The organism is Streptosporangium sp. NPDC053982 (genome assembly GCF_055585205.1).
The window spans coordinates 114895-134088 of the sequence record NZ_JBVJKQ010000021.1; the positions used below are offsets into that span (position 1 = coordinate 114895).

General features: G+C 72.7%; 16 protein-coding genes. 6 read left to right on the plus strand and 10 right to left on the minus strand.

Annotated features, from left to right (window positions below):
• Positions 1 to 70: 70 nt before the first annotated feature.
• The 4 genes from ACZ6W9_RS33020 to ACZ6W9_RS33035 all read right to left on the minus strand — a co-directional run bounded on the left by ACZ6W9_RS33020 (position 71) and on the right by ACZ6W9_RS33035 (position 5648).
• On the minus strand, positions 71 to 1069 hold the full coding sequence (locus tag ACZ6W9_RS33020) for a LacI family DNA-binding transcriptional regulator (RefSeq protein WP_389969083.1): 999 nt from the start codon (positions 1067 to 1069) through the stop codon (positions 71 to 73).
• Positions 1066 to 2436, minus strand: a complete 1371-nt coding sequence (locus tag ACZ6W9_RS33025) for a GH1 family beta-glucosidase (protein WP_389969085.1) — start codon at positions 2434 to 2436, stop codon at positions 1066 to 1068. Before ACZ6W9_RS33025 ends, ACZ6W9_RS33020 begins: the two co-directional genes overlap by 4 nt.
• Before the next feature lie 745 nt (positions 2437 to 3181).
• On the minus strand, positions 3182 to 4078 hold the full coding sequence (locus tag ACZ6W9_RS33030; RefSeq protein WP_389969087.1) for a YflT domain-containing protein: 897 nt from the start codon (positions 4076 to 4078) through the stop codon (positions 3182 to 3184).
• Between the two features lie 127 nt (positions 4079 to 4205).
• Positions 4206 to 5648: a GuaB1 family IMP dehydrogenase-related protein gene (locus ACZ6W9_RS33035; RefSeq protein WP_389969089.1), complete on the minus strand. Its 1443-nt coding sequence runs from the start codon at positions 5646 to 5648 to the stop codon at positions 4206 to 4208.
• A gap of 135 nt (positions 5649 to 5783) precedes the next feature.
• On the opposite strand from ACZ6W9_RS33035, the gene ACZ6W9_RS33040 reads away from it, so the two are divergent.
• Positions 5784 to 6248, plus strand: coding sequence for a GyrI-like domain-containing protein (locus ACZ6W9_RS33040; protein WP_470121272.1), 465 nt, complete (start codon positions 5784 to 5786; stop codon positions 6246 to 6248).
• 35 nt (positions 6249 to 6283) lie between these two features.
• On the opposite strand, the gene ACZ6W9_RS33045 is transcribed toward ACZ6W9_RS33040, so the two are convergent.
• The 5 genes from ACZ6W9_RS33045 to ACZ6W9_RS33065 form a co-directional block, all read right to left on the minus strand.
• Positions 6284 to 6820, minus strand: coding sequence for a hypothetical protein (locus tag ACZ6W9_RS33045; protein ID WP_389969093.1), 537 nt, complete (start codon positions 6818 to 6820; stop codon positions 6284 to 6286).
• Entirely contained in the window at positions 6820 to 7059 is a 240-nt protein-coding gene (locus ACZ6W9_RS33050; protein ID WP_389969095.1) for a helix-turn-helix transcriptional regulator, read from the minus strand. The genes ACZ6W9_RS33045 and ACZ6W9_RS33050 overlap by 1 nt, the downstream gene beginning before the upstream one ends.
• Positions 7060 to 7075: 16 nt before the next feature.
• Entirely contained in the window at positions 7076 to 7990 is a 915-nt protein-coding gene (locus ACZ6W9_RS33055) for an ABC transporter permease (RefSeq protein WP_389969097.1), read from the minus strand.
• Positions 7987 to 8829 (minus strand): ABC transporter ATP-binding protein, encoded by an 843-nt coding sequence (locus ACZ6W9_RS33060; RefSeq protein WP_389969099.1) that lies wholly within the window; start codon positions 8827 to 8829, stop codon positions 7987 to 7989. The genes ACZ6W9_RS33055 and ACZ6W9_RS33060 overlap by 4 nt, the downstream gene beginning before the upstream one ends.
• A gap of 102 nt (positions 8830 to 8931) precedes the next feature.
• Complete coding sequence (locus ACZ6W9_RS33065) at positions 8932 to 10065, minus strand: CaiB/BaiF CoA transferase family protein (protein WP_470121275.1); 1134 nt, start codon at positions 10063 to 10065, stop codon at positions 8932 to 8934.
• A 128-nt stretch (positions 10066 to 10193) separates the two neighbouring features.
• On the opposite strand from ACZ6W9_RS33065, the gene ACZ6W9_RS33070 reads away from it, so the two are divergent.
• The 4 genes from ACZ6W9_RS33070 to ACZ6W9_RS33085 all read left to right on the plus strand — a co-directional run bounded on the left by ACZ6W9_RS33070 (position 10194) and on the right by ACZ6W9_RS33085 (position 15604).
• Positions 10194 to 11876: a serine/threonine-protein kinase gene (locus ACZ6W9_RS33070; RefSeq protein WP_389969103.1), complete on the plus strand. Its 1683-nt coding sequence runs from the start codon at positions 10194 to 10196 to the stop codon at positions 11874 to 11876.
• Between the two features lies 1 nt (position 11877).
• Positions 11878 to 12864 (plus strand): NAD(P)-dependent oxidoreductase, encoded by a 987-nt coding sequence (locus ACZ6W9_RS33075; protein ID WP_389969105.1) that lies wholly within the window; start codon positions 11878 to 11880, stop codon positions 12862 to 12864.
• A 110-nt stretch (positions 12865 to 12974) separates the two neighbouring features.
• Positions 12975 to 14333 (plus strand): FAD-binding oxidoreductase, encoded by a 1359-nt coding sequence (locus tag ACZ6W9_RS33080; RefSeq protein WP_389969121.1) that lies wholly within the window; start codon positions 12975 to 12977, stop codon positions 14331 to 14333.
• A gap of 11 nt (positions 14334 to 14344) precedes the next feature.
• Positions 14345 to 15604 (plus strand): cyclopropane-fatty-acyl-phospholipid synthase family protein, encoded by a 1260-nt coding sequence (locus tag ACZ6W9_RS33085; protein WP_362937712.1) that lies wholly within the window; start codon positions 14345 to 14347, stop codon positions 15602 to 15604.
• A 63-nt stretch (positions 15605 to 15667) separates the two neighbouring features.
• Here ACZ6W9_RS33085 and ACZ6W9_RS33090 read toward each other — a convergent pair whose 3' ends face one another.
• The gene (locus tag ACZ6W9_RS33090) at positions 15668 to 17203 is read right to left on the minus strand and encodes a long-chain-fatty-acid--CoA ligase (RefSeq protein WP_389969107.1); all 1536 of its coding nucleotides are present in this window, start codon (positions 17201 to 17203) and stop codon (positions 15668 to 15670) included.
• 174 nt (positions 17204 to 17377) lie between these two features.
• Here ACZ6W9_RS33090 and ACZ6W9_RS33095 point away from each other — a divergent pair, with 174 nt between their 5' ends.
• Entirely contained in the window at positions 17378 to 18919 is a 1542-nt protein-coding gene (locus tag ACZ6W9_RS33095) for a GMC family oxidoreductase (RefSeq protein WP_389969109.1), read from the plus strand.
• Positions 18920 to 19194 lie beyond the last annotated feature (275 nt).

The window sequence follows — 19194 nt, forward strand, 5'->3', positions numbered from 1 at the left end:
GCCCGCCGGGGAGCCGACGATCCATGTGGAAAGTGACCGGCCGGCTCCCGGGAGGCCCGCGCGGAGGCGGTCAGACGGCCTTCGTGGACTCCCGCACGACGAGCTCGGTGGAGAGCACCACGGATCCCCGATCCTCCAGGCCCAGGACCATCCGGGCGAGCGTCCGTCCCATCTCCTCGGTCGGCTGCCGGACCGTGGTCAGCGGCGGCTCGGCGTAGGAGGCGGCCGGGATGTCGTCGAAGCCGACGACGGCGACGTCGCCGGGAACGGAGCGGCCGGCGTCCCGCAACGCCCGCAGCGCTCCCAGCGCCATCAGGTCGTTGGCGGCGAACACCGCGTCCAGCTCCGGGTCGTCGGCCAGCAGATGGCGCATGGCCGCCGTTCCCGACTCGCGGGTGAAGTCGCCGACCGCGACGATGGAACGGCGGTCGGAGTCGCGCAGGACGTTCCGGTAGCCGGCGAGGCGGTCGATCCCGGCGACCATGTCCTGGGGGCCCGCGATGGCCGCGATCCGGCGGCGTCCCTGCTCCAGCAGGTGCCGCACCGCGCGCTCGGCGCCGCCGGCGTTGTCCATGTCCACGTACGGCAGCTCGCCCGCCATGGTGGGACGCCCGCTGCAGACCACCGGGACGCCCCGGCGGGCGAGGATCGCCGGCAGCGGGTCGGAGCCGTGCATCGACGCCACGATCACGCCGTCCACGTGCCCGTTGGTGGCGTAGCGCTCGACCCGGCGGTAGCTGCCCTCGGTGCCGGCGAGCATCAGCACGAGTTGCTTGTCGGCCTCCTCGAACTCCATGCTGACGCCCCGGATGATCCCGCCGAAGGTCGGGTCGTCGGAGAAGACCCTGGTGGAGGGCTCGGGGAAGACCAGGGCGATCGAGTCGGCGCGCTGGGTGACCAGGCTGCGCGCCGCCTGGTTGGGGACGTAGCCCAGCTCGTCCACGGCGCGGTTGACCGCCTCGCGGATCTGCGGGGCCACCCGGGTGGAGCCGTTGATGACCCGGGAGGCGGTCGCCCGGGACACTCCGGCCCGGGCGGCCACCTTCTCCAGCGTCGGCCGTGCTCTCACAGGCCGTTCCGCCGGATGACGTCGCGATACCACAGGGCGCTGTCCTTGGGGGTGCGGCGCTGGGTGGTGTAGTCGACGTGCACGACGCCGAACCGCTTGCCGTAGCCCTCGGCCCACTCGAAATTGTCCATCAGTGACCACACCATATACCCGCGCAGGTCGGCGCCCTGCTCGATGGCGGCGTGCGCGGCGCGCAGGTGCGCGTCGAGGTAGGAGACCCGGTCGTGGTCGTGGACCGCGCCGTCCTTCACCTCGTCGTCGAAGGCCGCGCCGTTCTCGGTGATGACCAGCGGGGTGCCCGGGTAGTCGCGCGACAGCCGCACGAGAAGGTCGGTCAGGCCAGACGGCTGGATGGCCCAGCCCATCGCCGTCTTCGGCGCGTCGGCGCCGCCGAAGGCTATCCCCTCGCTGCCGGGGAAGACCGGGCTGGCGGGCTCGCCGGGGCGGGCCGCGACGGTCTGCGGGGTGTAGTAGTTCACGCCCAGCAGGTCGACGGGCCGGCTGATGATCTCCAGGTCGCCGTCCTCGACGAACGACCAGTCGGTGAAGCGGCGGGCCCGCTCGACCACGTCGGCCGGGTACTCGCCGCGCAGCACCGGGTCGAGGAAGATCCGGTTCTGCAGGCCGTCCACCAGGGAGACCGCGAGGGGGTCGTCGCCGACCACCGGCGCGAGGTTCAGCGTGATGCCGACCTTCTCCGCCCCGCCGGCCCGCAGCGCGTCGACGGCGAGCCCGTGGCCGAGCAGGAGGTGGTGGACGGCGGTGAAGCCCAGTTCGGGCTCGGAGCGGCCGGGGGCGTGGATGCCGGAGCCGTAACCGAGGAACGCCGAGCACCAGGGCTCGTTCAGGGTGGTCCAGGTCTCCACCCGGTCACCCAGCCGGGCGTGCATGATCGCGGCGTAGTCGGCGAAGTGCTCGGCGGTGTCCCTGACGGTCCAGCCGCCCCGGTCCTCCAGGCTCTGCGGCAGGTCCCAGTGGTAGAGCGTCACGATCGGGGTGATGCCGGCCTCGCGCAGTTCGTCCACCAGGCGGTCGTAGAAGTCGAGGCCGCGCGGGTTGACCGGACCGGACCCGTCGGGCTGGATGCGGGGCCAGGAGACGGAGAAGCGGTAGGCGGCCAGGTCCAGGTCGCTCATCAGGCGGACGTCGTCGCTGCGGCGGTGGTAGTGGTCACAGGCCACATCGCCGGTGTGGCCGGCGCGGACCTTGCCGGGGGTCCGGGAGAAGGTGTCCCAGATGGAGGGGCCTCTGCCGTCGTCCGCGGCCGCGCCCTCGATCTGGTAGGCGGCGGTCGCCGCCCCCCACAGGAACCCCTCGGGGAAGGTCAGCGGGCCGGTGTCGCCGGCACCTGCGGCGGACGTGGTCATCTCTAAGGCTCCATTCTGTCGGGCACGCGCGTGAGAGCGCTCTCCCGAGAATCCCGTCCCGGAGAAGGCGTGTCAAGAAAAAACCCGACGGTAACCGTACTGTCACGGAGATCGTTTTCGAGGGAAAAGGCCGACAACTCTTCCAGAGAGCGCTCTCACGGTCTCTCACGGGACCATCGGGGGCGAGCCCGCGCCACCCTCCCGGCGGCGGGTACGGCCGGACCGGCGCCCGCCGGCACCGTGCGCGGATCCCCGGGACGGCGGAACCGTCCTCTCCGGAGGTCCGCGACGCGCCGGTCCGGCGCGCACCCTCCACCGGGTACGGCGAGCACGCCGACAGGACCGTCAGCAGGCGGGAACTCCCAGTATCCCCTCCTCGATCCGCCGAGTCGAGGCCGCTCCGTCACTTCACCGGGGCCCGCCGGCCGGCGCCGTGGCCCGGTCCAGGGCAGGGTGGCGGGCCGGCCGGGCAAGAGCGCCGGGCGGACCGGGCCGGGTCGGGTCGGGGGCGTCGCGGCCTCCCGGCGGGACCGCGGCTCCGCCTCGGAGCGGGACGGCCGCCACGCCGGGGCCTCCACGGCGCTGGTCCGCTCCCTCTGCCGGCGGCGGCAGGTCGTCGCCGTGAACCGGAACGGCGAAGGGCGCGGGGGCCACGGCGCTCGCCGTGGCCCCCGCGCCCTTCGTGCTCACCAGCCCTGCCGGTACCCGTTCCGCGGATCCTCGCCGCGGCGGGGAACCACGGGTCCTAGGAGCGGCTCGGGCCGGCCGTGTCGCGGTCGGGCCGGGACGCCTGCGCGGGGACCGAGTGAGGCCCGTCCTCCGGCAGGTCCCGCCCGCCGGTGAGCCCGGTGACCGGGGAACGCCCGTCCGCCGGGTGCCCGTCCGCCGTTCCCTCGGTCTCGCGGTGTCCGGTCACGAGGTCTTCCTCCGCCGTCCGCCCGGTCATGGGGCGCTCGTCCGCCGTCCGCCCGGTCACGAGGTGTCCCTCCGCCCGCTGCTCGGCCTCGGGCCGCTCGGTCACGGGGCGCTCGTCCGCCGGCCGGTCGGCCGCGGCGCCGGGATACCGGACGCTCGGGGCGGTGGGCCGTACGGCATCCGGGTCGTAGGTGCCCGCGGACGGCGGCACCTCGACGACGACGGTGTCGGCCGGGCCGCTGGCGGCCTCGATCACGGCGTGGGCGTTGTCCAGGTGCGAGGCCGCGACGAGCACGTCGTAGCGGCCGGCGACGATCGCGCTGCGTGAGACGAAGTCCCGCTTCCCGCCGGTGAAGAGGTGGTTGACGAACCCGAACGCGGCCCCCACCACCGCGCCCCAGAGCGCGGCCCAGAGCACGAGGACGATGAACGACATCGTGGTGGAGGTGAAGAGCCCGAGGAACGCCCCCACCACGGCGCCGAACGCCAGGCCGTTGCCGGCGCCCTTCAGCGCGGCCCTGCCGTTGGTCATCCGGCCGGTGACGGTCTCCTCCAGCCGCAGGTCGCTGCCGACGATCGCCACGTGCTCGACGGGGAACCCCGCGTCGGAGAGCATGTCCACGGTCCGCTGGGCCGCCGCGTAGTTGTCGTAGCCGACCAGCACTCTCCGGTCCACGACGACGAGCCGCTCCGCCGGCTGCGTCGTGGCGGTGGGTACGTGTGTCATGTCCGCTCGCCTTCCCGCTGTGTCAGTGGGTGATCGTTCAGGCGACTACCCCGGTGCGCGGCGACGATGCGTGCGCCCGCCGTACAGGTGTGTCACCGTACGGCGGGCGCACGCGCGGGGGAGCGGGCTACCAGCTCTGGTGCAGCGGCATGCCCTCGGTGTAGCCCGAGGAGCTCTGCACGCCGATGACCGCGCGCTCGTGGAACTCCTCCAGGTCGGCGGCCCCGGCGTAGGTGCACGCCGAGCGCAGGCCCGCCACGATGGCGTCGATCTGGTCCTCGACGCTGGGCCGGGCCGGGTCGAGGTACATCCTGGAGGTGGAGATGCCCTCCTCGAACAACGCCTTGCGGGCCCGCTCGAAGGGAGAGTCCTCCGCGGTGCGCAGCTTCACCGCGCGGGCCGAGGCCATGCCGAAGTTCTCCTTGTACCTGCGGCCGTCGGCGGCCGTGCGGGTGTCGCCGGGTGACTCGTACGTGCCGGCGAACCAGGAGCCGATCATCACGTTGGACGCCCCGGCGGCCAGGGCGAGGGCCACGTCGCGCGGGTGGCGGACGCCGCCGTCGGCCCAGACGTGGCGGCCCAGGCGGCGCGCCTCGGTCGCGCACTCCAGCACGGCGGAGAACTGCGGGCGGCCCACGCCGGTCATCATCCGGGTGGTGCACATGGCGCCCGGCCCGACGCCGACCTTGAGGATGTCGGCCCCGGCCTCGACGAGGTCGCGCACCCCGCCGGCGGTGACGACGTTGCCCGCGGCGACCGGCACGTCCGGGTCGAGCGCCCGGACCGCCTTCAGCGCACTGATCATCTTCTCCTGGTGGCCGTGGGCGGTGTCCACCACCAGGCAGTCCACCCCGGCCTCCAGCAGTTCGGCGGCCTTGGCGGCCACGTCGCCGTTGACGCCGACGGCGGCGGCGACACGCAGCCGGCCCGAGGCGTCCACGGCGGGCTTGTAGAGCGTGGCCCGCAGCGCGCCGGTGCGGGTGAGGATGCCGACCAGGCGGCCGTCGCCGTCGACGATCGGGGCGAGCCGGTGGCGGCCCTCGTGGAGCCGGTCGAACGCCTCGCGCGGGTCCAGGCCGGCGGGCAGGGTGAGCAGGCGGCCGGACGACATGACCTGCGAGAGCTGCGTGTACATGTCCACGCCGCCGCAGTCGACCTCGGTGACCACGCCGATCGGGCGGTTCTCCCGGTCGACGACGACGATCGCGTCGTGCGCCCGTTTGGGGAGCAGGTTGAGCGCCTCGCCGACGGTGTCGTGCGGGGTGAGGGTGAGCGGGGTGTCGTGGACCAGGTCGCGCCGCTTGACCCAGTCGACGACGTCGGCCACCACCTCGATGGGGATGTCCTGCGGTATCGCGGCGATGCCGCCGCGGCGGGCGACGGTCTCGGCCATGCGGCGCCCGGCGACGGCCGTCATGTTGGCCACGACGATCGGGATCGTGGTGCCGGTGCCGTCGTGGGTGGCGAGGTCGACCGAGAGGCGCGAGCCGATCGAGGAGCGCGCCGGGACCATGAAGACGTCGCTGTACGTGAGGTCGTAGGCCGGGGTCATCCCATTGAGAAACTTCACGTTCCCCCACCTTATCCGGTGAATGATGCAGCGGGAGCCCTCCCCGTTCCGGCGGTCGGGAGCGGGGAGCATCACTCCGGGCTACGGCTAGGATCCCGTTTGCGCGAATCAAGCGGGATGGCCATGGGAGGCGTTGTGATCGTCGTTGATCGGCCGGAGTCGCTGGTCGTCGGCCGTGCCGTACGGACGTCGAACGCCGAGGAGGGGGAGGGCCGGGGACGGCTGGCCGCGCTGTGGGCGCGGGTCGGGGTCCCCGGAGCGTTCGCCCACGTCCCGGGCAGGGTGGACGAGAACGTCTACGCGGTGTACACCGACTACGAGAGCGGCCACCACGGCGCCTACACGGTGATCGTCGGGGTGGCGGTACGGAGCGCCGCCGCCATGCCCGAGGGGATGGTCGCGGTGCGGGTGCCCGCCGTGCCGTGCCTGAAGCTGGAGGCGCGCGGGCAGATGCCCGAGACGCTGCGGGACGCCTGGCAGCGGCTGTGGAAGCACACCGAGTCCGGCGGCACCCCGCCCCGGGCCTTCACCACCGACCTGGAGGTCCACCGTCCCGAGGGAGTGGACCTCTACGCCGCGGTCTTCACCTCGATGGGCTGACCCGGTGACCGACCGGCCTCCCGCCGGGCCGTCCCTCAGTCGTCCTCGTCGTCGTCCTGCGGCGGGTCGGGCATCCGCCAGGCCGCCAGGAGGGACGGCAGGATGTGGTGCGTCACGATCATGGCGTACGCGAACAGGACGATCGCGGCCACCGGGACCTCGACGACCGACGCCTTCGCGCCGGTGACGGCGAGGAGGACGAGCGCGAGCACCGCGTAGAGCATGATCGTGGTGCCCCGGTGGGCGTCGGCCTGGAGCCGGCGGCGTTCGCGGGCCTGGCGCTCGTCGAGGTGCTGCCCGGCGAGGCCGATGACGCCGCGGGTGGCTCCGACGAGCGCCGCGTAGACCGTCGTGTAGATCGCTATCGCGGCTCCCCACAGGACGAAGGTGGTCCACATCGCCAGGGAGCTGGGTGCGAAGAACCAGCACACGATCGCGCTGATCCAGGCCAGCGCGACCGCGGCCGTGCCCACGGCCGCCAGGGTGCGGCGGCTGCGGCGGGTGGCATACCAGGAACGCGGCGGCCAGGAGCGGGAGTGCCTCTCCACCTGCTCGGGGGTCATCCCGCCCATCACTTCACCTCGCTGCCGAGTCGGGGGAACGGTTTCAGGGAGAAGACGATCTCCACGGGCACCTCGAAGTACGCGGCGATGCGCAGGGCCAGGTGCAGGCTGGGGCTGTACTCGCCGCGTTCGAGGTAGCCGATCGTCTGGTAGTGGACGCCCAGCGCGGCGGCCAGGTCCTTGCGCGAGACGCCGCGCTCGGCCCGCAGCACCGAGATCCTGTTGTAGACGTCTTCCGTGGCCACCACGGTAGTCTCCCAGCTCTCAGGACGCCTGGGCGGCCGGTCGCCGCTCGGCGAGCCGGGACCCTGACTCCCGCCGGGTCACCCGCCGGACCAGCCCCGGGGCCAGCAGCATCCCCGCGACCGCCCACGCGCCGAGCGCCACGGCCACCCAGGGCAGCCGCCAGTCGCCGCCGATCTCCGCGGCGAGCATGCCGTCGGGCATGAACGCCGCCCGCAGGCCGAGCCCCTGCCAGTAGAGCGGGAACGCCTGCGAGACCCACTGGACGGGCTCGGGCATGAAGGTCACCGGGAGCATGACGCCGGAGGTCACCATCAGGATCATCATCGGCAGGCCCACGACGCCCGCGGCGGTCTTCGGGTTGGGCAGCAGGCAGCCGATGGCGGCGCCCAGCGGGACCACCGCGACCGTGCCGAGCAGCAGCACCCAGGTCAGCGTCAGCCAGTCGCGGGGCAGTCCGACGCCGCCGACGACCACGCCGGTGGCCAGGATCAGCGCGCCCTGTACGACGATCTGGCAGAGGAAGGTCACCGCCCGCCCGGTGAGGTAGGCGGTGATGCCGCCGGGGAGGGTGCGCAGCCGCAGCAGCGTGCCGTCCTCCCGGTCGTTGGTCAGCGCCATCGGCAGCGCCATGAGGCCGTTGGAGAAGACGGTGAACGCCAGGAAGCCGACGGTCATGAACGTCGCCCGGGAGACGCCGGTACCCTCCACCGGACCGTCGCCGATCCACAGGATCAGCAGTGCGAAGATCCCGACCGAGCCGACCAGGTTGGTGATCAGCTCTCTGCGGTCCTTGACCAGGTGGACGTACTCCGTCCAGCCCCGCCGCAGCCCGACGCGCAGCGCCCTGGCGTTCACGCCGCCTCCCGCCCGGGGCGTCCCGGCGGTCGCGCCGCCCGGAGGGGTCGTCGTGGGTGTCGTGGCCGTTCCGGTCATGCCGCCCTCCCGATGAGGCTCAGGTAGTTCTCCTCCAGTGACGGGCGCCGGACCTGCAGGCCCGGCACCGGGCCGCCGAACCGCTCGTGCAGCTCCCACGCCGCCCGCGACGGGTCGGCCGTGGTGAGGACCCGCTCGCGGCCGTCCTCCAGCCACCGCACCTGCGACTCGGCGCGTACGGCGTCGGCCAGCTCGGCCGGGCTCCCGCACGCGACGATCTCCCCGCGGACGAGGATGGCGGTGCGGTGCGCCAGCTTCTCGGCCTCGGCGAGGTCGTGGGTGGTCAGCAGCACCGTCATGCCGTCGGCGGCGAGTCTCTCCACCAGCAGGTGGAACTCCCGGCGCGCCTCCGGGTCGAAGCCGGTCGTCGGCTCGTCCAGGAACAGCAGCTCCGGCCGGCCCACGATGCCGAGCCCCACGTCGAGGCGGCGGCGCTGGCCGCCGGACAGGCGGCTCACCCGCTGCGCCGCCTGCCCGGTGAGCCCCAGCACGGCGAGCAGTTCGTCGGGATCGCGGGGGTGGTCGTAGAACTCCCCGATGTGGGCCAGCAGCTCCCGGACGCCCCAGCGGCCGTGGTCGCTCCAGCTCTGCAGCACGATTCCGAGCCTGGCCCGCCAGGCGTCGCCGGCGCGGGCCGGGTCGGCGCCCAGCACGCTCACCTCGCCCGCCGACCGGTTCCGGAAGCCCTCCAGGATCTCGATCGTGGTGGTCTTGCCCGCGCCGTTGGGCCCGAGCAGTGTGAAGATCTCGCCGCGCCGGATGTCGAGGTCGATGCCCCGCAGCACCTCGGCCGTGCCGTACGCCATCCGCAACCCGCGGACGCTCACCGCAGTACTCATGCCATCGAATGTAGTACATCTACTACATTCGACACAATATGCATGACAAAGGGCGGCACATCCACTACGGATGCACCGCCCTCAGGCAGGGGCCGGACCGGCTCAGGCGAGCACGCCCGCGGCGCGCAGTCGTTCGGCGGCCTCCGGGTCCAGCCCCCAGTCCGACAGGTCGGAGAGGAGGGTCGCGGGGGCGAGATCGGGGGAGTCCGCACCCTCCAGCCGCGGCGCGGGCGCGGGCTGGAGGACCCCGCCGACCTCGACGAACGTGCCGCGGGCCCGGTTGTGCGGGTGCTCGGCGGCCTCGGCCGGGTCCAGGACGGGCACGACGCAGGCGTCCGACCCGGCGAACACCTCCTCCCACTCGGCCCGGGTCCGGGAGCGGAACGCCTCGGCCAGCCGCTCGCGCAGCTCCGGCCAGCGCGCCCGGTCGTCGCGGTCGGGCAGGTCGGAAAGGCCCATCAGCGCGACCATCTCCGCCCAGAACTGCGGCTCCAGCGCGCCCACCGCGACGAACCCCCCGTCGGCGGTCTCGTAGGTGTCGTACATCGGCGCGCCGGTGTCGAGGAGGTTGGTGCCGCGCGGCCCCCAGAAGCCGCTCTGCACGCCCTGGTAGAACATGGCGAACAGGGTCGCGGCGCCGTCCACCATGGCCGCGTCCACCACTCGGCCCCGGCCGGTCCGCTCCCGCTCGAACAGGGCGAGCAGCACGCCGTAGGCGAGCATGAGGCCGCCGCCGGCGAAGTCGCCGAGGATGTTGATCGGCGGGGTGGGCTTGCCGCCCGCCCGGCCCAGCATGGACAGCACGCCCGCGACGGCGATGTAGTCGATGTCGTGCCCGGCGGTCGCGGCCAGCGGGCCCTCCTGGCCCCAGCCGGTCATCCGCCCGTACACCAGCCGGGGGTTGACGGCCCGCAGATCCTCGGGGCCGATGCCGAGGCGCTCGGCGACGCCCGGCCGGAAGACCTCGATGACCACGTCGGCGTGCGCGGCCAGCTCCCGGAACGCGGCCACCCCCTCGGGCGACTTCAGATCCAGCCCGATCGTCCGCTTGCCGCGGTCCATCACGTCGCGGCGCGGCCGGTTCCCGGCCGCCGTGACCGCGGTCACCCGGTCGACCCGCAGCACCTCCGCCCCGTGGTCGGCCAGCATCATCCCGGCGAACGGTCCCGGGGCCAGGCCGGCCAGCTCCAGCACGCGGACCCCGGACAGCGGGCCGCTCCTGGTCACGCGCTCCATGCGATCTCCTCTCCGGGGCCAAGTAGAACAACATTCGGCTCCGGGTGGCAAGACGTCCGCGCCGGACCACCCGCGGCCGGTCGGTGTGGGAAACTTACGGCTTATCCGATGGGATCTAGGGGTCAGTGATGACGTATCCGGACGGTGGACGGGTGGTCGCCGGGCGCTACCGGCTGCTGAGAGAGATCGGCAGGGGCGGCATGGGCGTGGTCTGGGAGGGATACGACACCCTCCTCGACCGGCCCGTCGCGATCAAGGAGGTGCTGCTGCCGCCGAACCTCCCCCCGGACGAGCGCGAGCGCCAGCTCGCCCGCACCTCCCGTGAGGCCAGGACGGCGGCGCGGCTCAACCACCGGGGCATCGTGGCGGTCTACGACGTCGCCGAGGAGGACGGCCGTCCCTGGATCGTCATGGAGCTGGTCCGGGCCCGCGGCCTGGACCAGGCGGGCACGCTGCCGGTCCACCAGGCCGCCGGGATCGGCCGCCAGGTGCTGTCGGCGCTGCGGGCGGCCCACGAGGCGGGCATCCTGCACCGCGACGTCAAGCCCAGCAACATCCTGCTGGCCGACGACGGCCGGGCCGTGCTGACCGACTTCGGCATCGCCACCCTGGAGGGCGACGCCTCGCTGACCCAGACCGGCATGGTGACCGGTTCGCCCAGTTTCCTGCCGCCGGAACGTGCCACCGCGGGCCCCTCCGGCCCCTGGTCCGACCTGTGGTCGCTCGGCGCGACCCTCTACGCGGCGCTGCTGGGCCAGGGCCCCTTCGAGCGGCCCACGGCCATCGCCACCCTCGGGGCGCTCATCACCGAGGAGCCCGACTTCAGCCGGGTGCCGCCGGAGATGCGCGAGGTGCTCACCGGCCTGCTCCAGCGCGACCCGGCCCACCGGCTCACCGCCGAGCAGGCCGACCTGCTGCTGGCCGAGGCGAGCGGCGCCGCGCCCGCGGGGCCGCGCCGCGACGCGACGGGGCCCCGCCGTGCCGACCGGCACCGTACGGCGGAGACCCCCGCGTTCTCCGGGGCCCCCGGAGTCACCGGCTCCACCGGGACCACCGGGACCTCCCGGTCCTCCAGATCCACCGGGTCCCACGCCCCTGCCCGGGAGCGGTGGCACGCCGGGCGGATCGCGCTGATCGCGGCGGCCGTGGCCGTCCTCGGCGGAGGCGGCGCCGCGGCCCTGGCGATGAGCGGGAACGGCGAGCCCGACCCCTCCGCGGCGCCTCCGGTCACGCAGACCGCCACCGTGGGACCGGCCGGCACCGGCACGCCCGGCGACACGGCGACGCCGAGCGCCTCGCCCTCGCCCAGCCCCACCCCCACCAAGCCCAGGAAGCCCGCCCAGCAGCTGCGGCTCTGGCAGGCCAAAGCCCCGGACAACTGGACGATCCGCTACCCGGCCGGCTGGCGGGGCGACTGGGCCGCCGAGACGAACTACACCCAGTGGCTCAGCCCCGACGGCCAGGCCCACCTCGGGGTCGAGGTGCTCCCCGAGAACGCCGGGAACCTGGACTCGCTCCAGGAGACCGTCCGGGACGACACCGCCCAGTGGAGCGAGATCCTCACCGAGAAGACGGCGAACATCCCGCTCGCCTACGGCTCCGGGCTCGACTGGACGTTCACCTGGAAGACGGACCAGATCGGGGGCGCGCCGTGGGCCAAGCCGGGCGTGACCTACCGCGAGACGCGCCGGTTCGTCGGCGTCGGAGACACGGTCTTCGTGCTGAGCTGGACGGCCGCCGAGGGATGGAACGGACGCCCCGGGCTCATGGAGAAGATCTTCGCGAGCTTCCACCCGCGGGGAGGCGAATGAGATGACCGGTGAGGCCCCCTGGCGGGTGCTGGCACTGCCTCCGCTGCCCGCGGAGGCGCTGCGCGGCCTGCTCGGCCCGCTCGGCGGCCGGGTGGAGGTGTCGGTCCCGGAGAGCCGTGACCGCGCCGGGCTGCTCGCCGCGCTGGCCGGCGCCGAGATCGTGGTCGGCGACTGGAGCGGCGGGCTCGCGCTCGACGCCGAGGCCGTCCGCGCCGCCCCGCGGCTGGCGTTCGTGCAGCAGCCCTCGGTGGGCGTGGACGGCCACGACCTCGCCGCGCTGGCCGCCGCCGGCGTTCCGCTGGCCAACACCGCCGGGGTGAGCGCCGTCGCGGTGGCCGAATGGTGCCTCGCCGCCGCGCTCTCGCTGTCGCGGCGGCTGCCCGAGGCCGACGCCGCGGTCCGCGCCGGCGGCTGGCCGCAGCTCGACCTCGGCCCCAGGGAGCTGTACGGCTCGCGCGTCGGGATCGTCGGTTTCGGCCCGATCGGCCGGGAGTGCGGGCGGATGTTCGCCGCGCACGGCTGCGAGGTGTCCTACTGGACCCGGCGGCCCCGCGAGACCCCCTACGCCCACCGGCCGCTGCCGGAGCTGGTCGCCTCCTCCGACGTGCTGGTGGTGGTGATCGCGCTGACCGAGGAGACCCGGGGGCTGGTCGACCCGCTGCGGATGCCCGCCGGGTCGCTGCTGGTCAACGCGGCTCGCGGGGGAGTGGTCGACGGGACGGCCCTGCTTTCCGCCCTCTCCTCCGGGCACCTGGGCGGAGCCGCGCTCGACGTGTTCGAGACCGAGCCGCTCCCCGCGGACGACCCGCTGCGCGGCCACCCCCGGGTGCTGCTGTCGCCGCACGTGGCGGGGGTGACCGCGCAGGCCACCGGGCGGCTGGTCCGGCGGGTCCTGGACAACCTCGGCGCCGCCCTCGACGGCCGCCCCGTGACCGATGTGGTCAATGAGGCGGGGGTGGTCGTCCGCCGCCGGACGGGGCGGGCGTAGAGTTTCCGCGCGTTTAACGTGTCCCGTCTGGCTCCGACGACATGCGAGATATACCGTGCTAGAGGCGATCTTCCTATGAGTGCTCCGGGGGTGAATGTCCTGTGGAACAGATGACGGAGATGGCGGCGCACCGCCGGGCCGTCGAACAGATCAGGCAGGCCTACGCCGAGATTCCCGAGGACGCGGCGCCCCGGCTGGCCAAGGCCACGACCAACCTGTTCCGCTTCCGCGACTCCTCCCGCGGCGCCAGGCTGTCGGCCCGCGACCTCGACAAGGTCATCGAGGTCGACCCGGTGGCCATGACGGCCGAGGTGCAGGGCATGACCACCTACGAGCATCTGGTGGACGCCACCCTCCCGCACGGGCTCATGCCGTACGTCGTGCCGCAGCTGAAGACGATCACGCTGGGCGGTGCGGTGACCGGGCTCGGCATCGAGTCCACCAGCTTCCGCGACGGACTGCCGCACGAGTCGGTGGAGGAACTGGAGATCCTCACCGGCGACGGCCGGGTCGTCGTGGCGCGCGACGACAACGAGCACCGGGACCTGTTCCGGGCCTTCCCCAACTCCTACGGCACCCTCGGGTACGCCCTCCGGATCCGGATCAGGCTCAAGCCCGTCCAGCCGTACGTCCGGCTCACCCACATCCCCTTCACCGACGCCGACAAGTGCATGGCCGCGATGCGGGAGATCTGCGAGAGCGGCGAGCACGAGGGCGAGCGGGCCGACTTCGTGGACGGCACCTACTTCGGGCCGGACGAGCTCTACATCACCGTCGGGCAGTTCGCGGAGAAGGCACCGTACCTGTCCGACTACACCGGGATGCGCATCTACTACCGGTCGATCCAGACCCGGACGCGCGACTGGCTGACCGTCCGCGACTACCTGTGGCGCTGGGACACCGACTGGTTCTGGTGCTCGCGCGCCTTCGGCGTGCAGGGCGCCCTGGTCCGCTCGATGATGCCCCGCAAGTGGATGCGCTCCGACGTCTACCGCAGGCTCGTCGGCCTGGACCGCAGGTACGGCGTGACCGCCCGGGTGGACCGCTGGCGCGGCCGGCCCGTGCAGGAGTCGGTCATCCAGGACATCGAGGTGCCCGTCGAGCGCGGCGCGGAGTTCCTGGAGTTCTTCCACGACAAGGTCGGCATGACCCCGGTGTGGATGTGCCCGCTGAAGTCGTCGGGACGGTGGCCCCTCTACCCGCTGGAGCCCGGCCGCCTCTACGTCAACTTCGGGTTCTGGGGAACGGTCCCGCTGCCCCGCGGCCAGTTCGACGGCTACCACAACCGCATGATCGAGAACGAGGTCCACAGGCTCGACGGCCACAAGTCCCTGTACTCCACCTCGTTCTACGAACGGGACGAGTTCTGGAAGTTTTATAACGGTCCGGTCTACTGGCCGGTGAAGCGGGCATACGACGCCACCGGCCGGTTGCTCGACCTCTACGACAAGTGTGTTCGGGGGCGTTAGGAGTTGATTCTGTGAAACTCGCAGAGATCTTCGAAAAGGTCGTCGGGCCCGAGGCGAACGTCCGCCTCACCGCCTACGACGGCAGCAAGGCCGGCCCCGCCAGCGCGGACCTCGCCATCGACATCAGGTCCCCCATCGCCGTCGCCTACCTGGCGCAGGCCCCCGGCGAGCTCGGTCTCGCGCGGGCCTACGTGTCGGGTCATCTCGACGTGCACGGGGACATGTACACGCTGCTGTCGAGGATGTGGTCGATCACGCTCGACGACATCCCGGCGAGCGAGAAGGTCGCGGCCGTCCGCGCCCTGGGCCTCAAGCCCCTGCTGATGCGCGTGCCCCCACCCCCGCAGGAGGTGCGCCGCAGCATGCTGGCCAGGCTGGGCAGCAGGCACGCCAAGGAGCGCGACGCCCAGGCGATCCACCACCACTACGACGTCTCCAACACCTTCTACGAGTGGGTGCTCGGCCCCTCCATGGCCTACACCTGCGCGACCTTCCCCCGGGAGGACGCCACACTCGAGGAGGCGCAGTTCACCAAGTTCGACCTCGTCGCCCGCAAGCTGGGCCTCAAGCCCGGGATGCGGCTGCTGGACGTCGGCTGCGGCTGGGGCGGCATGGTCATGCACGCCGCCCGTGAGTACGGCGTCAAGGTGCTGGGCGTCACCCTCTCGCGCCAGCAGGCCGAGTGGGCGCAGAAGGCGATCGCCGAGGCCGGGCTGGAGGAGCTGGCCGAAGTCCGCCACATGGACTACCGCGACGTCACCGAGAGCGGCTTCGACGCGGTCAGCTCCATCGGCCTCACCGAGCACATCGGCAAGGACCAGCTGGCGAACTACTTCCGCTTCCTGTACGGCAAGCTCGTCCCCGGCGGCCGGCTCCTCAACCACTGCATCACCCGGCCCACCGGCAAGGAGAAGACGTTCAACGGGGGCGGGTTCATCAACCGCTACGTCTTCCCCGACGGCGAGCTGGAGTCGGTCGGCCACCTCGTCCGCGAGATGGAGGACACCGGCTTCGAGATCCGCCACGAGGAGAACCTGCGCGAGCACTACGCCAGGACCCTCCGCCACTGGTGCGACAACCTCGACGAGCACTGGGACGAGGCGGTCGCCGAGGTCGGCCGGGGCACGGCCCGGGTCTGGCGGCTCTACATGGCCGGCTGCATCGTCGGCTTCGAACGCAACAAGGTCCAGCTCCACCAGGTGCTCGGCGTGAAACTCGACTCGCGGGGCGACTCCCGCGTGCCGCTGCGCCCCGCCCTCGACTGGCCCTGATCCACCCGGTACGGCCCGCCCGGTGAGACCGGGTGGGCCGTACCGGGGGTCGCCGGGCCGGGCTCAGCGCAGCTCGCGCTTGAGGATCTTCCCGGTGGCGGTCATCGGCAGGGACTCGCGGAACTCGATGATCCGCGGATACTTGTAGGCCGCCATGTTCTCCCTGCACCACTCCGACAGTTCCTGCTCGGTGACCGTCGCGTCCGGCGTGCGGATGACGTACGCCTTGACCTCCTCGCCGTGCGACTCGTGCGGCACCCCGACCACGGCGGTGAGGGAGACCCCCGGGTGCGTCATCAGCACCTCCTCCAGCTCGCGCGGGTAGACGTTGAAACCACCCCGGATGATCATGTCCTTGACGCGGTCGATGATCGAGTAGTAGCCGTCGGAGTCGCGGACGGCGATGTCCCCGGTGCGGAACCAGCCGTCCCGCATCGCGTCGGCGGTCGCCTCGGGCCGGTTGTAGTAGCCCTTCATCACGTTGTGGCCGCGGATCGCGATCTCCCCGGGGCCCTCGCCCTCGACCGTCTTCCAGTCGGCGTCGATCAGCTTCATCTCCACACCCCAGATCGGAGTGCCGATCGTGCCGGGCTTGGTCGGCCGGCCCGGCTGGTTGAAGCAGGCCACCGGGGAGGTCTCCGACAGGCCGTACCCCTCCAGGATGCCGATGCCGAACGTGGCCTCGAAGTCCCTGAGAACTTCGGCAGGGGAGGCCGAACCACCCGCGACCGCCGCCCGGAGCGTGGTCGGCACCTCGTCGCCGTCGGCGTGGACCTTCGTCAGCATGGCCCAGTACATCGTCGGCACGCCCGCGAACAGGGTGACCTTCTCCTCGCGCATCAGCGTCAGCGCCTCACCCGGATCGAAGCGCGGCATGAGCACGACGGTGCCGCGGCGCCGGAACCCGAGGTTCATCACGACGGTCTGGCCGAAGGAGTGGAACAGCGGCAGCGCCGCCAGGAACGCGTCGCCGTCGTCGCCCCGGGGGAACATCTCGTCCGACACCATGGCGTTGAGCACCATGTTCTGGTGGCTGAGCTCGGCGCCCTTCGGCTGGCCGGTCGTGCCGCTGGTGTAGAGGATCACCGCGGTGTCGTCCGGCGCGGTCTGCACGGTCTCGAACTCGCCGGACACGCCGTCCAGCGCCGCCCACAGGGTCTCGCCGTGCTCGGACTCGGTGGCGAACGCGGTCGCCGGCAGCACGAAGAAGTGCTCGGTCCCCGCCGCCCCCTCGAACCCCTCCCGGCCGCGCGCGCCCAGCGGCAGCTCCGGGGTGCCCTCGAAGCAGAACAGCGCCTTGGCCTCGGAGTCCTCCAGGTGGTAGGTGATCTCCCTCGTCTGCAGAAGCACGTTGAGCGGCACGACCACGGCGCCGGCCTTGAGGATCCCGTAGTACACGAACGGGAAGTAGGGCAGGTTCGGGCAGGCCAGCGCGACCTTGTCGCCCTTGCCGATCCCGCGGGAGACCAGCAGGTTGGCGACCTGGTTGGCGATGGTGTCGACCAGGGAGTAGGGGAGCCGCAGATCACCGAAGACCAGGGCGGTGCGATCGGGCTGCTGCCGGGCGCTGTCCTCCAGCACGATCGACAGGTTGAGCATGGGCGTCCTCCTCCGGACAGGCTTCTGACGAGCCCATACTCGCAGTCTGAGATACCTGCCGGTAGGTAAGCCAGGTCACAAATTGACGGGTAATCGACGGAGGAGTATGCAGATGTGAGCCCGCTCACGGGGGAGGCGAGCCGACACCGTCCGTATGTCGAAGGGTGCTGGCGCATGGTGTACGACTACGTGATCGTGGGAGCCGGGTCCGCCGGCTGCGTGCTGGCCGGCCGTCTCTCCGCCGACCCGGCGGTGACCGTGGCGCTCCTGGAGGCCGGCGGCCGGGACGACGCCTTCGAGGTCCGGGTGCCGGTCGCCTTCCCCAAGCTCTTCAAGACCCCCCGCGACTGGGACTTCTCCACCGTCGGGCAGCCGGGCATGTCCGGCAGGCGGCTGTACTGGCCGCGCGGCCGGATGCTCGGCGGCTCCTCCTCGATGAACGCCCAGATGTGGGTGCGCGGCCACCGGGCCGACTACGACGGATGGGACGTGCCCGGCTGGTCCTACGACGAGGTCCTGCCGTACTTCCGGCGGGCCGAGCGCCGCGTCGGCTCCAACCACGGCGACGTGTACGGCACCGGCGGCCCGATCGCCGTCTCCGAGTTGCGCAGCCCCAACCCGGCCACCGCGGCTTTCCTGCGGGCCTGCGAGGAGACGGGGATCGCGCGCCTGCCGGAGCTGAACGGCCCCTCCAACGAGGGCTGCTGCCCCACCCCCGTCACACAGGACCGCGGCCGGCGCTGCAGCGCCGCCGACGCCTACCTCAGACCCGCCGCGAAACGCCCCAACCTCACGATCATGACCGCCGCCCCCGCCCGCCGCATCCTCATCGAGGACGGCCGCGCCGTCGGCGTCGAGTACGGCGACGGCGCGGTGGTGCGGGCCCGCCGGGAGGTGATCCTGTCGGCCGGGGCGATCGGCTCGCCCCACCTGCTCATGCTCTCCGGGGTGGGCGCGGCCGACGAACTGTCCGCCCAGGGGATCGAACCGGTCCGCGACCTGCCCCAGGTCGGCCGCAACCTCCAGGACCACCTGGCGGCGGCGATCATCCTGCACTGCCCCGAGCCGATCACGCTGGCCGGAGCCGAGACGACCGGCAACCTGCTGCGCTTCCTGCTCGCCCGCCGGGGCATGCTCACCTCCAACGTCGGCGAGGCCGTCGCCTTCATCCGGACCGCACCCGACGAGCCCGCCCCGGACATCGAGCTGGTCTTCGCGCCCGTCCCCTTCGTCGACCACGGCCTGACCCGCCCCAAGGGGCACGGGCTGACCATCGGCGCGGTCCTGCTGCACCCGGAGAGCCGGGGGCGGATCCGCCTCGACGGTCGTGACGTGGTGATCGACCCCGCCTACCTGTCGGCCCCGGCCGACGTCGGACGGCTGGTGGCCGGGCTGCGGGCCGCCAAGGGGCTGTTCGCCACCGTGGCGCTCAAGCCGTACGCCGGGCCGCCGATGGACCCCTACTGGGGCGCCGAGACCGACGAGGAACTCGCCCGCTGGGTCCGCGAACGCGGCGAGACCCTCTACCACCCGGTGGGAACCTGCCGGATGGGAGCCGACGACGAGTCGGTGGTGGACCCCTCACTCCGGGTCCGCGGCGTGGCGGGCCTCCGGGTCGCCGACGCCTCGGTCATGCCGGCCATCAACCGGGGGCACACCCACGCCCCCACCGTCATGATCGCCGAACGGGCCGCCGACCTGATCGCCGCCGCCTGAGCCTTTCCCCGCCGGACGCTCGGGCGGGTCCCCGCAGTCGGCGCCGGGGCTTTTCGCGTCTCGGGGGTGCTTCCCCGGGCTCGGGCGGGTCCACGCCCGCCGGGTCGGGCGGTGGTTCGCGCTGCGGTGGGTGGGTGTTCCGGCCGGCGCTGTGGTTGCCGTCTGGTTTCGACCGGCCTCCGGCCTGGTCCCGGGCGCGACGGTTTCTGGCGTTTTGAAGCCGGCCGGAACACCCACCCACCTCCGCGCCAAGTCCGCGTCGTCCGTACGGATGA

Excerpts from the sequence above, each read along its gene's own strand:
- ACZ6W9_RS33025 (WP_389969085.1), bottom strand. The coding sequence starts at position 2,436 with ATGACCACGTCCGCCGCAGGTGCCGGCGACACCGGCCCGCTGACCTTC.
- ACZ6W9_RS33030 (WP_389969087.1), bottom strand. The coding sequence starts at position 4,078 with ATGACACACGTACCCACCGCCACGACGCAGCCGGCGGAGCGGCTCGTC.
- ACZ6W9_RS33045 (WP_389969093.1), bottom strand. The coding sequence starts at position 6,820 with ATGGGCGGGATGACCCCCGAGCAGGTGGAGAGGCACTCCCGCTCCTGG.
- ACZ6W9_RS33055 (WP_389969097.1), bottom strand. The coding sequence starts at position 7,990 with ATGACCGGAACGGCCACGACACCCACGACGACCCCTCCGGGCGGCGCG.
- ACZ6W9_RS33060 (WP_389969099.1), bottom strand. The coding sequence starts at position 8,829 with ATGAGTACTGCGGTGAGCGTCCGCGGGTTGCGGATGGCGTACGGCACG.
- ACZ6W9_RS33065 (WP_470121275.1), bottom strand. The coding sequence starts at position 10,065 with ATGGAGCGCGTGACCAGGAGCGGCCCGCTGTCCGGGGTCCGCGTGCTG.
- ACZ6W9_RS33070 (WP_389969103.1), top strand. The coding sequence starts at position 10,194 with ATGACGTATCCGGACGGTGGACGGGTGGTCGCCGGGCGCTACCGGCTG.
- ACZ6W9_RS33075 (WP_389969105.1), top strand. The coding sequence starts at position 11,878 with ATGACCGGTGAGGCCCCCTGGCGGGTGCTGGCACTGCCTCCGCTGCCC.
- ACZ6W9_RS33080 (WP_389969121.1), top strand. The coding sequence starts at position 12,975 with ATGACGGAGATGGCGGCGCACCGCCGGGCCGTCGAACAGATCAGGCAG.
- ACZ6W9_RS33090 (WP_389969107.1), bottom strand. The coding sequence starts at position 17,203 with ATGCTCAACCTGTCGATCGTGCTGGAGGACAGCGCCCGGCAGCAGCCC.
- ACZ6W9_RS33095 (WP_389969109.1), top strand. The coding sequence starts at position 17,378 with ATGGTGTACGACTACGTGATCGTGGGAGCCGGGTCCGCCGGCTGCGTG.